The following is a 12,566-nucleotide window of genomic DNA, read 5'->3' on the forward strand; positions in this document are numbered from 1 at the left end:
TCGGTTGGTGTCGACCTTCGTTCCCTCCACGGACCCGTCCCGGTGTCCGTCCCCCGCACCCCCGTCCCGCCCGGACGGAGCACATCGAAGGGAAGCAGCCGCGATGAGTTCCGGCTCGCCCCGCCTGGCGATCGCCGCCTGCGTCCTGCTCGCGGCCACCGCGGGCTGTTCCGACCCCGGTGCCGGGGACGGCGGCCCCCCCGAGGACACCGAGCCGCGTCCCGCCGCGTCCGCGTCCGCGTCCGGTGACGAGGAGGCCGTCCTGGCCGCCTACACCGGCATGTGGGACGCCGTGGTGGCGGCCTCCCGGGGCGACGAGGACGCCTCACGGGCCCTGGACGACCACGCGGTCGACGGCGCCCGCGAACTCATGCGGGCGGCGCTGGCCGACGCGGCCGCGGGCGGCGCGACCGAGGGCGAGCCCGTCCTCGACCCCACCGTCAGCGTCGAGAGCCCCGAACGCGCGATCGTCGACGACTGCGTGGACGACTCCGCCTGGGGGACGGGCGGGGCCGGGGGAACGGCGGCACCCCGCCGGGTGGACGCCACGCTCATCCACGACGGACTCGCCTGGCGCGTGTCCGAACTGCGCATCTGGGAGGCCGGATCATGCTGAGACCCCTACCCCCCGCGGCGACCGCGGTCGCGGCCGTGCTGGTGTTCGCCACCGTGGGCGCCGCACCGGCCGCCCACGCCGACGACGGCTCCTTCCTCGGCAGCGTCCAGTGCGGGACCTCCGGTGGCAACGGCTGCCAGATCCTGCTGCGCTGGCTCCTGGAGCACGGCGGGACCCCGGGCACGCCCGGCACCGGCGGTACCGGTGGCGCCGGCGGATCCGGTGGAACCGGCGGCGGCACCGGTTCGGGCGAGTACGACGACGTCGACTGGGACGCCATCGACTGGGACGCCATCGACTGGAGCCAGATCGACTGGGACTCCATGGACTGGGACGCCATCTTCGCCGAGGCGGCCGAGGGCGAGGAGGGCACCGATCCCCTCACCGCCCTGGAGGAGGCCATGGCCTCCTTCGAACTCCCCGAGCCGAAGATCGCCACCTCCCCGGGCACCGACTCCCTCGTGTTGGTCAACACCCCGCTGTGGCTGTGGGTCGAGCCCGAGGACTGGGACGCCGAGTCCGTCTCCGCCCAGCTCGGCTCCACGTCCCTCACCGTGTCGGCGACCCCCGCCCGTACCGCCTGGACCATGGGCGACGGCTCCACCGTGGAGTGCGAGGGCCCCGGCACGCCGTTCGACGCGTCGACGCACGACGCCGCCTCGGCCTCCCCGGACTGCGGACACGTCTACACCTCCGCCTCCGACACGGCGGCCGAGGGCGCCCACACGGTCACCGTCCGCGTGCTCTGGGACACCGAGTGGAGCTTCTCCGGCGGCGAGAGCGGCACCCTCGAACAGCTCACCAGCACCTCCGAGGTCGACCTCACCGTCCGTGAATCGCACGGACTCGTCACCGACACCCAGTAACCACCGAGAAGAACTGAGACAGACGTGGTCGAGACGACGACGGCCCCGCCCCCCGGGGCGGGCCGACAGACGCAGCACACCCCCGCTGTGCGGCTCTCCGGCGGAGGCGGCAAGCGCTGGCGGTGGCTGGTCCTGGCCCTGACGCTGACGACGGCGGGCGCGCTCAGCGGGGTCATCGCCCTGGAACGCCTCGACGACCGCACCGGCATCGTCGTCGCCGACGCCGACCTGCCCGCCGGGCACGTTCTCACCATGGACGACCTGCGCGTCTCCGACATGAGCGTCTCCGCCGACATCTCCTTCGTGGCGGCCTCCCGCCTGGAGGAGGTCGTCGGACAGACCCTCACCCTCCCCGTCTCCGAGGGCGGGGTCCTGCCGGAGAGCGCGCTGGGCGCCGACGCCGAGTTCCCCGAGGCCGAGCGCGCGCTGGTCGGCGCCGTCCTGACCGCCGGCAACTACCCCTCCTCCCTCGGATCGGGCGCCGCCGTGTCGGTGGTCGTCAACGGTGAGGAGCAGAGTGAGGCCGGACCCCAGGCCTACCTCGCGCTGGTGCGCAGCCTCACCCCCGACCCCGGGGTCGAGGGTGCCATCGTCGTCGAGCTCCTGGTCTCGTCGGCCGACGCCGCCCGGATCGCCTCGGCCTCCTCCGCGGGCCGGATCAGCCTCGTCCAGGTCCACCCGCGCGGGGGCGCGTGATGACGCGCACCGTCGCCGTCTTCTCCCTCGGCGGGGCGCCCGGCGTGACCAGCCTGGGCATGGCCCTGGCCGCGGTCTGGCCGGGCGGGTCACCGGGGGTCCTCGTGGAGGCCGACCCCCACGGCGGGGCCATCGCCGTCTGGCGCCGGATCCCGACCGAACCCGGTCTCACCAGCCTGGCCGCCGCCACCCGCAAGGGGTCCGGCGCCGACCCCGACGCCCACACCCGGGACCTGCCCGGCGGACTGCGGGTGAGTCCGGCCCCCGTCACCGGCGACCCCGCCGAGGGCGCGGTCCGCCTCATCGGCCAGAACCACCGCGTCCTCACCGGGATATCGGCGCCCGTGGTCGTCCTGGACCTGGGACGCCTGTCCCCGTCCTCCCCGGCGCGCACCCTGGCGGCGCAGGCGGACCACGCCGTGCTCGTCGTCTCCGAGCGGCTCACCGAGCTGCGTCGCGCCCGGGAGCACCTGCTCTCCCCGGCCTTCCCGACCCGCGACCTCAAGGTGGTCGTCTCCGGCGGACGCGGAGGTACGGGCGAGATCGTGGGCGCCCTCGGCTCCGCCGTCTGGGGCCGGGTGCCCGAGGACGCCCGCTCGGCCGCCTTCCTGCGCGGGGAGCGCGAGATCAGACGACCTCAGCGCCGACCGCTCTTCAAGGCGGTCGACCGGCTGGCCCGCGACATCGTCGCGTCGGCGCCCGAACGCCTGGTGTACGCGCCCCTCCCGCCGGGGGTGATCGCATGAGCGCGCCCGACGACTTCGACGGTCTGACCGACAACCGGTTCCTGGACTCCGAGGCCGACCGGATCCAGGCCCAGTGGGTGTCCTGGGTGTCCGGCGAGGCGGCCCAGCGGATCAGCGACGAGACGCGCGGCGCCGAACCGGACACGCCCGGTCAGCACCGGGCCCGCGCCGAGCGGATCATCGCCAACATCCTCGACGAGGCCGCCCGGCGCGCCCTGGCCGAGGGCCGCGCACTGCTGTCCTCCGAATCCGAGGCCGCGATCGCCGCCGCCGCGCTGGCCCAGGTCACCGGCGTCGGACCGCTCCAGCCCCTCCTGGACGATCCCGAGATCGAGAACATCAACATCAACGGCGTCGACGCGTGGGTGCGACTCTCGGACGGCAGCCGCCGCCTGCACGCCGGACTGTTCAAGAGCGGTGAGGACGTGATCGCCCTGGTGCGCCGCCTGGCCGCCGACTCGGCCTCCGGTGAGCGCCGCTTCGACCCCGGGGCTCCCATCCTCGACCTCCAGCTCTCCGGCGGCGAGCGACTCAACGCGGTCATGGAGGTCTCCCGGCAGCCCTCGGTCTCCATCCGCCGCCACCGGTACACCCACTCGTCGCTGCGCCGCCTCCAGGAACTCGGCACGCTCGACGACGTCCTGGTCTCGCTCTTCCGCGCCGCCGTCGCCGCCCGCCGCAACATGGTCGTCACCGGCGGCACCGGCGCCGGCAAGACGACACTGCTGCGCGCCCTGGCCTCGGAGATCCCGACCATGGAACGCCTCGTCACCATCGAGGACGTCTACGAACTCGGTCTGGACCGGGATCGCGAGGCCCACCCCGACTGCGTCGCGCTCCAGGCCCGCCCCGCCAACATCGAGGGCGTCGGCGAGATCACCATCGCCGACCTGGTCCGCACCGCCCTGCGCATGTCCCCCGACCGGGTCATCGTGGGGGAGACCCGCGGCAGCGAGACCGTCCCCCTGCTCAACGCCATGAGCCAGGGCAACGACGGCAGCCTCACCACCCTGCACGCGGCCAACTCCGCCGGCGCCTTCACCAAGCTGGGGGCCTACGCCGCCCAGTCCGCCGAGCGCCTGCCGCTGGAGGCGACGGCCTCGCTCGTGGCCTCCGCCGTGCACCTGGTCGTGCACGTCTCGGCCCTGCCCACCGGTGGGCGCCGGGTCACGAGCGTGCGTGAGGTCGTGGGCGCCGAGGGACAGAACGTGGTCTCCAACGAGATCTACCGCTACTCCGCCCGCCAGGGACGACTGCCCGCGGCCCCGCCGAGCCCCGACACGCTCGACGCGCTCGCCGACCACGGCTTCGACCCCCTCGTGCTCCAGACGGAGGTCCCGGGATGGTCCCGATGAACACGATCCTCCTCGCCATCGCCGGCGGCGTCGCCGGTCTCGGCGTCTTCCTCCTGGTCGTGTGGATCGCCCCGATCGTGCGCGGCTCCCTCCGGTCCCGCAGGGCCGGGCCCCTGCCCCGTCCGAGCAAGGTCGTCGTCGCGATCGTCGTCGGCTGCGCGCTGTGGCTCCTCACGGGCTGGCCCGTGGCGGGTGCGCTCGGAGCCGCCGCCGTCTGGTGGGCTCCACTACTCCTGGGCGGCGACGGGGAGCACCGGGAGCAGGTCGCCGGCATCGAGGCGGTCGCCTCCTGGACCGAGATGCTGCGCGACCTCATGGCCGGCTCCTCGGGCCTCAACCAGGCCATCGCGGCCACCGCCTCCATCGCCCCCGAGCCCCTGCGCGACGCCGTGGTGCGCCTCTCGGAGGACCTGCGCGGCGGCCGGGACCCCCGGGACGCCCTGCACACCTTCGCCGAGACCGTCGACAACCCCACGGCCGACCTCGTCGCCTCCGCCCTGGCCACCGCCACCACCCGCCACGCCACCGACCTGGGCGTCCTGCTCGGCGCGCTGTCCGAATCGGCCCGTGACCAGGCCGCCATGCTGGTCAAGGTGTCCGCCGGCCGCGCCCGGCTGCGCACGTCCTCGCGCATCATCATGGGGGTCACCCTCGGCATGGCGGCGTTCATGCTCGTGTTCAACCCCGCCTACCTCGAACCGTTCGACGGCTTCCTCGGCCAGGTCTTCCTGGCGGTCATCGGGGCGTTGTGGGCCACCGCGGTGGTGTGGATGACGCGCATGTCCCGCTTCTCCCTCGGGCCGCGAGTGCTCGCGCCCGCCCCGACCAAGGAGGCCGCGCTGTGAGCCCTCTGACCGCGGCCGCCGTCGCGGGCGCCGCCCTCGGCCTGGCCCTGTGGGCCCTGGCCGCGGCGCGCTGGGCCCGCCCCTCGCTGGCCGAACGACTCTCCGACCCCCGGCCCCCGGTCCGGCTCGGCCTGCGCCCCTCCGAGGGCGGTCTGCTCACCCGGATGGGCAGGGTCGGCATTCCCCTGCTCAGCGCGGCCGGCCTCCCCGGCCCCCGTGCGAGCAGGAACCTGCGCCTGTGCGACCGCGACCCCGGCGGCTACCTCGCCGAGAAGGCCTCGGGCGTGCTCATGGGAGCGCTGTTCCCGCCGGTGGCGGGGATGCTCCTGGCCTCCTTCGGCGCGCTGCCCGGAGCGGTCGTGTCCATCGCCGCCTGGGCGATCTTCGCCGCGGTCATGTGGTTCGCGCCGGACCTGTCCCTCAACGACGAGGCCGGCAAGCGCCGCGAGGAGATGCGCCGGACCCTGTCGGGCTTCGCCGACCTCGTGGTGGTGTCCCTCGCCGGCGGTGCCGGTGTCAACGGCGCCCTCACCGACGCCTCCGCCCACGGCGGGGGGTGGGCGATGGCCACCATCCGGGAGACGCTGCGGGAGTCCTCCCTCCTGCGCGTCCCCATCTGGCGGGCCCTGCACGACCTCGGGGAGCGCTACGACACCCCGGAGTTCACCGAGCTGGCCGCCAGCCTGCAACTGGCCGGCGCCGACGGCGCGCGGGTCCGCACCTCGCTGGCGGCCAAGGCCAGGACGCTGCGCGTGCAGTTCCTCGCGGAGATGGAGGCCGAGGCCCAGTCCGCCACCGAGCGGATGAGCCTGCCGGTCGTCCTCCTCTTCGCCGGTTTCCTCCTCCTGCTGGGCTACCCGGCCATGAGCCTCATCCTCTTCGGTACCTGACCTCGCATCCTCCTAGGAGAACGACATGAAACTGACCGAACTGTACCTGCGCGTCCACCACGCTCTGACGTCCCGCGACGACGACGGCTACTCCACCGAGACGGTCATCATCACCGCCGTCCTGGTCGGCATCGCCCTGCTCGCCGTGGCCGCCATCAGAGGCGTCGCCACCGATTACATCGGCCAGATCGGCACCCCCGGCGCAGGCGGCGGCACCGGCGGCGGCACCGGCGTCGAGTAGGGATCACCGTTGCGACAGCTTCGAGACGACAGGGGCAGCACCGAGATGGCGATCGCCGCCCCCGCGCTGCTCCTCCTCGTCATGCTGGTCGTCCAGGCCGCCCTGTGGATGCACGGCGACCACGTCGCGGCCGACCTCGCCCGCCGGACGGCCGAGCAGTCGCGCACCGTCGACGGCGGGTCCACCCCGGTGGGCCCGCCGGCCGGCTCCGTCCTGACCGACGTGAACGTCGCCGTGGACCGCGGCGCCGAGGAGGTCCGCGTGACCGTGACCGGCCACGTCCCCAGCGTCATCCCCGGCCTCTCCTGGCCGGTGGAGCACGTGTCGGTCGCCCCCGTCGAACGCTACGTCCCCGGAGGTGAGGCCCCGTGACGACCCGCGACCGCGGCTCGGCGTCGGTGGAACTGGCCATCGTCGCGCCGGGCCTGTTGCTCTTCGCGATGCTCATGGTGTTCGCCGGACGCGTCGTCGACGCCCGGGCCACCGTGGACGAGGTCGCCCACTCCGCCGCCCGCGCCGCCTCCCTGGAGCGCACCGCCCCGGCGGCCTCCGCGACGGGTACGGCGATCGCCGCCGCCACCCTCCGGGAACAGGGCCTGGCGTGCGTCGACCACGGCACCACCGTCGACCACGGCGGGCTCGTCCCCGGCGGGGCGGTCACCGTGTCCGTGCGGTGCACGGTCTCCTTCTCCGACCTGCTCGGTGTGGCCTTCCCCGGAAGCCTCGACGTCGAAGGCGGCTCGACGGTCGCCGTGGACACCTTCAGGGGGACCCTGTGAAGACCACCGACGCCACCGACGATCGCGGACAGGTCACCGCCTTCGTCGCCATCATGGCCCTGAGCTTCATCGTGTGCCTGGGTCTCGTCTACGAGGGAGGGGAACTGCTCCAGGCCCGCCGCCAGACGGCGACGCTCGCCCAGGAGGCCGCGCGCGTGGGCGTCCAGCAGATCGACTGGGACGCCTACCGCGAAGGGGCCCAGGAGGTGCCCTTGGACGGCTCCGCGGCCGTCGCCGCGGCCCAGGCCTTCCTCGCCGCGGCCGGGGCCACCGGAACGGTCACCGTGAGCGGGGACTCCGTGACCGTGACCTGCACGCTCCCCTACTCGTTCACCCTGATCCCGGCGGGATCGACGACCGTCGAGACGACGGCCACCGCACGCCCCTACACGCAGGCGACCCCTTGACACCCTTTGTGAGGCGGAGATGCATCCTCTGAGCAGGCTGGGCGCGGCCGTGTTCGCGCTCGCCTTCCTGGTCGGTATCCCCTACGTGCTCCTGTGGTACGTCCCCTGGCCGGAGCTTCCCCCCTCGTGGGACGTCGCCATGGCGCACCTGCGGGGTCGGCGCCTGCCCCCGGGCGTGCCGACCGCCGCGCTGATCTCGGCCCTGTGGGTGCTGTGGGGCCTGTTCGCCCTGGCGATGGCGGCCGAGATCACGGCCCGGCTCCGGGGCGTGCCCCTGCGGCTGCGCCCCCTCGGTCCGCTCCAGGCGGTGGCCGCGACCGCGGTGGCCGCCACCGCGGTCACCCCCGCCGCCGCCTTCGCCGACACCGTCGAGGAGGCGGTGGACCGCGGGGAGGAGGAGAGCGGCGCGGCCCGGGAGGACGGCGTCCCGTCCGCCCCGACCGGAGACCGCGGTGAAGGGTCCGTCGAGCGGACCCGCACCGTCAGCGGGTTCGAGCTGGGGTCCGCCGAGCTGACCGAGCGGATGCGCGACGACCTCGCGCCCACCGTGGAGATGCTCGGGGACCACTGGGACGAGGACGTCCCCGTCGAGATCACGGGCCACACCGACCCCAGCGGCGACCCCGACCGCAACCAGGAGCTGTCCGAGGAGCGGGCGCGGGCCGTCGCCGACTACCTGGAGGAGTCCCTGGGCGAGGACGCCCCCGACACGGACGTGCGGGGCGTGGGCTCCGACCAGCCGGTCGAGGGGCCGCCGGAGAGCCAGCGCCGCGTCGAGATCGCCTACACCCTGGCCCCCGCCCCGGCGCCCGCGCCGCAGCAGGAGAGCGGGGATGACGGTGCCCCCGAGGAGGCCGCCGCCCCGGCGGAGGTCCCGGAGGAGGAGGCCGAACCGCCCGTCGTCACCGTGGAGAACGCCTCCGCCGTCACCGAGGACGGCCAGGACGGCCCCCGGGTCGTCGTCCTACAGATCCCCGACGGCGCCGTCGCCGGGGCCGTGGGCTTCGCCGGTCTCGCCGGGGGCTACCTGCTGGGCAGGCGCGGCTCCTTCGTGCCGAGGATGGCGCTCAGCCTGCCCCGGCCGCGTCTGCTCACCGGCCGCCCGCGCCGCCTGGAGCTGACGTCGCCGCCCGCGCGCCCCGTCCCCGACGACGAGATCGACGAGCGCGTGACCGTCGAACTCGACCACGTCCCCGGCCTGGGCCTCACCGGCAAGGGCGCCGACGCCGCGGCCCGCCGCCTCATCGCCAACGCCCTGGACCCGTTCGAGCCCCTCGCGGTGCGCGTCCTCATCACCGAGCGCGAGGCCGTTCGGCTGCTCGGCGAGACCGGCCGTGACCTGCTGCGCGAGCGGCCGTGCGAGCCGGTCACCATGGTGCCCACGATGCAGGACGCGTTGTCGGTCCTGGCCTCGGAGCTGCACGCCATGGCCGAGGAGGAACGGGCGCCGCTCGCCCTGATCACCTCGCCCGACCCCCAGCACGAGCACGCGCTGTCCGGGCTGCTGCTGCACGGTCAGCACCGCGGCGTCACCGCCGTCATCCTGGGCAGCTGGCCGCTGGGCGGCAACTGCGTGGTCGACCTCGACGGGCTGATCTCGCAGACCAGTCAGCCGCTCTCCACCCTGTTCCACTGCTCCTGGGCGGGATCGACCCCGGAGGAGGTCCACGAGGCCGTCCTCGCCTACCACGAGGCGGACCACGCGCTGTCGGAGCGACCGGAACGGCCTTCCTCACGACGCGACACCGAGGCGTGGGAAGCGGAGCGCGAGCGCCCCGTGCTCGTCGCCGAGGACTGGGACGATGACGACGCCTTCACCCCGGTCGGCGACGACGCCGTCTGGGATCGGCTCACCCGCGCCTGGGACGAGGAGTCCGAGTCCTTCGCCGACGACGGCTTCGGCGACGAGGAGACGTGGTCGGGCGGGCGCGAGGCGACGTGGGACGAGGACACCGACGCCGCCGCGGACCGCGACCGCGAGGGGGAGCACCGGACGGCACCGGACGACGGGGTGTCCGTCGACGCCGTCTTCCGCGGGGTCCACGGGCAGGACGCGGACACCGCCACCGGCACGGGCGCGCGGGAGGCGGCCGTGGTCGACGACCACGACGACTCCTGGTGGGACGAGACCCCGACCGCCGCGCCGGTCGCTGACCGGGAGGGGACCGTGGACGGCGACGCGTCCTCCACGACCCCGGGCGGTGTCGCGGTCGGCACGGGCACCGAGCGTGCCGAGGCCCCGGTCACCGACCTGTCCGGGGAGGAGTGGGGCGCCGCCGCCGAGGAGGAGACCGCTCGCGGCGCCGAGGAGGAGGCCGCCCGCGTCCGGGAGCCCGGTGACGCCACCGGCGCGGAGAACACCGCCGCCCCGTCGGCGGAGGAGGAGACGGCCGCCGAGGCCCTCGCGGGTTCCGGTGTCGCGGCCGATCCGGTCGCGGACCCGACCGTCGAGGGATCCGCCGCCGCGCCCGGTACGGGTTCCGGTGACCCCCTCACGGACACCGACGCGGAGCGTGCCGCGGCCCCGGTCGCGGAGCCGCCCGTCGAGGTCACCGCCTCCGCGCCCTCCCCGGCGGACTCCGCTGGGGAGACCGCCGCGCCGATCGTGCCCGTGGGGAACGCCGCCGCCGGTGACCGGGACGAGGACCGCGCCGCGGCCTCGGCGGAGGCCACCCCGGCGGAGGCCGACTCGGGCGCGGAGCACGCCGCCGGCCCGTTCGCCGATCTGTCGGGTGAGTCCGGTGCCCACCGCGACGGTGACCGGGGCACTCCCGCCCGGGAGCCCGAGGACGCCGTCGGTACGGGCGACACGGCGGCCCCGTCCGCGGACACGGCGGCCGGTGCGGACACCACCGCGCGCGCCTCGGACTCCGACGACGCCGCCGGCCCGGGTACGGAGCCCGCCTCGGAGCCGGTCGCGAACCCGACCTCGGAGGGCTTCCTGGCCGCCCTGACCGAGGAGGACCGGGCCGCGACCGCCGCGCGGCGCAAGGGCGCCGCACGCCCCGCGGCCCCGGCGGCGGCGGCGCGGAACGCCGCCGGCGCCCGGCGGGCACCGAAGGCGAACACCCCGAACGGCGGGGAGACGAAGGTCCGCCACGAGCGCGTGCCGGGCCGCAAGGCCGGACGGGTCCGCGTGGTCCGCGTGGACCGGCCGACGGTGCCGGAACAGGGGGAGCGGTCGACCCGCGATCCCGTGCGGCCACGCGCGGCCCAGCCGCCCAAGGACACCGGCGCGACCCGGCGGGCACAGCAGCAGGCCCGAGCCGCCGTCGCCGCACAGGTCCTGGTCGGCCAGGAGGAGGCCCCGCCCTCCGAGCGCCCACAGCCCGCCAAGCCGCGTAAGGCCGGTCGGGGGCGGGCGTGGAGGCCTAGAGAAGAGGACTGAGCGCGGCCTGTCGGGTCCCCGCCCGATGACGCGGGCGACCCACGCGCATCCGCGCGTGGGTCGCCCGCGTGAGCCTTCCGTACGGCCGGGTCAGCGTCGTCCGCCGCCGGGCCCCGTCGGGAGGTCGAGGGTGTTGCTGATGTCGAAGGCCTCCTCGTCGGAGACCTGGTAGTTGCGGGCCGACCGCATCACCTCGTCCGCGGTGCGGTCGAAGGCGACGACCAGCGCCTCGCCGAACTGGTCCAGCATGTCCACCCGGGGCGTGAGGTTCTTGTTGAGCGAGTCCGAGATCTCGTCGCCGGACCCCCAGACCCTCCTCAGCTCGCCACGTTCCGAGACCAGGCGCGTGAACGCCTTCCGGATCATCTGGCCGGGTTCGCGCAGGGCCTCCCCGGCTCGGGCCATCTCCTCGGGGTTCACCGTCAGCCTGTCGTACGTCATCGTCCTCCCCTGCCGTGCGTGGCGCCGCCCCGGCGGGGACCCGGCGCGTCCGTGCTCCCTCCACGTTCTAGCGGCGGAGGGTGAAGGGAACGCGTGGGCCCGTTGACGGTCGGGTGTACACGGGGGGACGCGCGTCAGGTGCCCCGGGGAGGGCTCAGGACGTCGGAGAACGCGGCGTTCAGCTTCTCCTGCCGGGACCGCCCGACCTCCCCGTCCGTTTCGGCGGAGGGGTCGGCCGTCGACGCGGTCGGGCCGGGGAGCCCGCCGACGGCCTCCGAGGTGTGCCCCGCGGGGATGATCTCGGCGTGCAGGACGTACCCCCGGCCCCACGGTTCGACGGAGAGGATCCGGTAGGAGGCTCCCCGGGCGAGGATGATCTCGCGCTCGCCGGGGTGCAGGCTCCGGTCGCCCACCCACAGGCCCCGCGTGCCCGGCGGCAGGGAGAAGCGGATGAGATCGGTCGGGGAACCGCCCGCCGCGCCGGGACGGGCGCCCAGGGAGACGGACATGTAGCCCGGATCCGTGAAGGTTCGACCGATCAGGGACGCGGGGTCGGTCGTGCCGCCCGGGGCCAGGTGCTCGAAACCGAACACCCCCCGTACCGCCTCGACCCCCTCCGGCAGGCTCTGCCCGGTGGCGCGGTCCAGGTGGTCGATGATGTTCAGGACGTCCCGCGCGTCGGGGTAGCTCCCGCGTCCCCTCTTGTCGGGGAGTGTGTCGGCGATCAGGCCCGCGCCGCCCGCGCGGCTCCGGAGGTTCTCCAGGGCGACGTCGGGATGGGGGGCGTCGACGACGCTCCTGACGACCGCCTCCTGTTCCGGGGTGAGCGTCCCGCCGTCCAGGAGCCGCGGCAGGATCTCCAGGGCCGGCCACCGGCCGCCGTTGATCTCGTAGAGGGTCCAGCCGGGGTGCGCGCGGCTCTCCTCCCGCCGCCGGTCGAGTTCGGCCTGGACGGTGGCCTCGTCCAGTGGCCGCAGACGGGAGAACTCGGCGATCCAGCTCTCGGCCGTGTAGGCGTCGATGAATCTGCGCGTCCGAGGCGGGAGCGCGTCGTAGGTGTTGGCGTTGAAGCCGGGGTCGTGCAGGAGCCGGCCGTAGGGGAGGACGTCGGCTTCGGAGGGGAACCGGAGGATCCCCGCGGAGTCCCGCCGTCCCAGACCGTGGTCGGGGATCTCGGACGACGCCGCCTCGTCGGTCGGGCCCGTGTCGCGCGAGAAGGCGTCGGGGGTGGTTCCGGTGCGGGCGGTGGTGTCCTCGGTACCGGGTACCTCGGTCTCCCGAGGGGCGGGGGGGAGG

Annotated in this window: 14 protein-coding genes; 12 read left to right on the forward strand and 2 right to left on the reverse strand. The window is 74.9% G+C overall.

Going from position 1 to position 12,566, the window contains the following annotated elements:
• The first annotated feature begins 103 nt into the window (after positions 1-103).
• The 12 genes from RM479_RS22415 to RM479_RS22470 are packed head-to-tail and all read left to right on the forward strand — an operon-like array spanning position 104 to position 10,829.
• Positions 104-616, forward strand: coding sequence for a hypothetical protein (locus RM479_RS22415; protein WP_311513731.1), 513 nt, complete (start codon positions 104-106; stop codon positions 614-616).
• Positions 610-1,482, forward strand: a complete 873-nt coding sequence (locus RM479_RS22420) for a hypothetical protein (protein WP_311513732.1) — start codon at positions 610-612, stop codon at positions 1,480-1,482. The genes RM479_RS22415 and RM479_RS22420 overlap by 7 nt, the downstream gene beginning before the upstream one ends.
• A 24-nt stretch (positions 1,483-1,506) precedes the next feature.
• Positions 1,507-2,178, forward strand: a complete 672-nt coding sequence (locus RM479_RS22425) for an SAF domain-containing protein (RefSeq protein ID WP_274809627.1) — start codon at positions 1,507-1,509, stop codon at positions 2,176-2,178.
• A complete protein-coding gene (locus tag RM479_RS22430; RefSeq protein ID WP_311513733.1) occupies positions 2,178-2,924 on the forward strand; it encodes a hypothetical protein in 747 nt (248 codons plus the stop codon). Before RM479_RS22425 ends, RM479_RS22430 begins: the two co-directional genes overlap by 1 nt.
• Positions 2,921-4,279, forward strand: coding sequence for a CpaF family protein (locus RM479_RS22435; RefSeq protein ID WP_311513734.1), 1,359 nt, complete (start codon positions 2,921-2,923; stop codon positions 4,277-4,279). The genes RM479_RS22430 and RM479_RS22435 overlap by 4 nt, the downstream gene beginning before the upstream one ends.
• Entirely contained in the window at positions 4,276-5,124 is an 849-nt protein-coding gene (locus RM479_RS22440; protein WP_311513735.1) for a type II secretion system F family protein, read from the forward strand. The genes RM479_RS22435 and RM479_RS22440 overlap by 4 nt, the downstream gene beginning before the upstream one ends.
• On the forward strand, positions 5,121-6,014 hold the full coding sequence (locus RM479_RS22445; protein ID WP_311513736.1) for a type II secretion system F family protein: 894 nt from the start codon (positions 5,121-5,123) through the stop codon (positions 6,012-6,014). Before RM479_RS22440 ends, RM479_RS22445 begins: the two co-directional genes overlap by 4 nt.
• A 25-nt stretch (positions 6,015-6,039) precedes the next feature.
• Entirely contained in the window at positions 6,040-6,255 is a 216-nt protein-coding gene (locus tag RM479_RS22450) for a hypothetical protein (RefSeq protein WP_311513737.1), read from the forward strand.
• A gap of 9 nt (positions 6,256-6,264) precedes the next feature.
• Positions 6,265-6,627, forward strand: coding sequence for a TadE/TadG family type IV pilus assembly protein (locus RM479_RS22455; protein ID WP_311513738.1), 363 nt, complete (start codon positions 6,265-6,267; stop codon positions 6,625-6,627).
• Positions 6,624-7,034 carry a TadE/TadG family type IV pilus assembly protein gene (locus RM479_RS22460; RefSeq protein WP_311513739.1) on the forward strand — a complete coding sequence of 137 codons (411 nt, stop codon included), beginning with the start codon at positions 6,624-6,626 and terminating at the stop codon, positions 7,032-7,034. Before RM479_RS22455 ends, RM479_RS22460 begins: the two co-directional genes overlap by 4 nt.
• On the forward strand, positions 7,031-7,441 hold the full coding sequence (locus RM479_RS22465) for a TadE/TadG family type IV pilus assembly protein (RefSeq protein WP_274809619.1): 411 nt from the start codon (positions 7,031-7,033) through the stop codon (positions 7,439-7,441). The genes RM479_RS22460 and RM479_RS22465 overlap by 4 nt, the downstream gene beginning before the upstream one ends.
• A 19-nt stretch (positions 7,442-7,460) precedes the next feature.
• Entirely contained in the window at positions 7,461-10,829 is a 3,369-nt protein-coding gene (locus RM479_RS22470) for an OmpA family protein (protein WP_311513740.1), read from the forward strand.
• Between the two features lie 90 nt (positions 10,830-10,919).
• On the opposite strand, the gene RM479_RS22475 is transcribed toward RM479_RS22470, so the two are convergent.
• Entirely contained in the window at positions 10,920-11,270 is a 351-nt protein-coding gene (locus tag RM479_RS22475) for a hypothetical protein (RefSeq protein ID WP_311513741.1), read from the reverse strand.
• A 134-nt stretch (positions 11,271-11,404) separates the two neighbouring features.
• Positions 11,405-12,566 (reverse strand): ADP-ribosyltransferase (locus RM479_RS22480; protein WP_311513742.1); only part of this gene is annotated, 1,162 nt, incomplete at its 5' end.

This window comes from Nocardiopsis lambiniae (genome assembly GCF_031845465.1).
Classification (GTDB): Bacteria; Actinomycetota; Actinomycetes; order Streptosporangiales; family Streptosporangiaceae; genus Nocardiopsis; species Nocardiopsis lambiniae.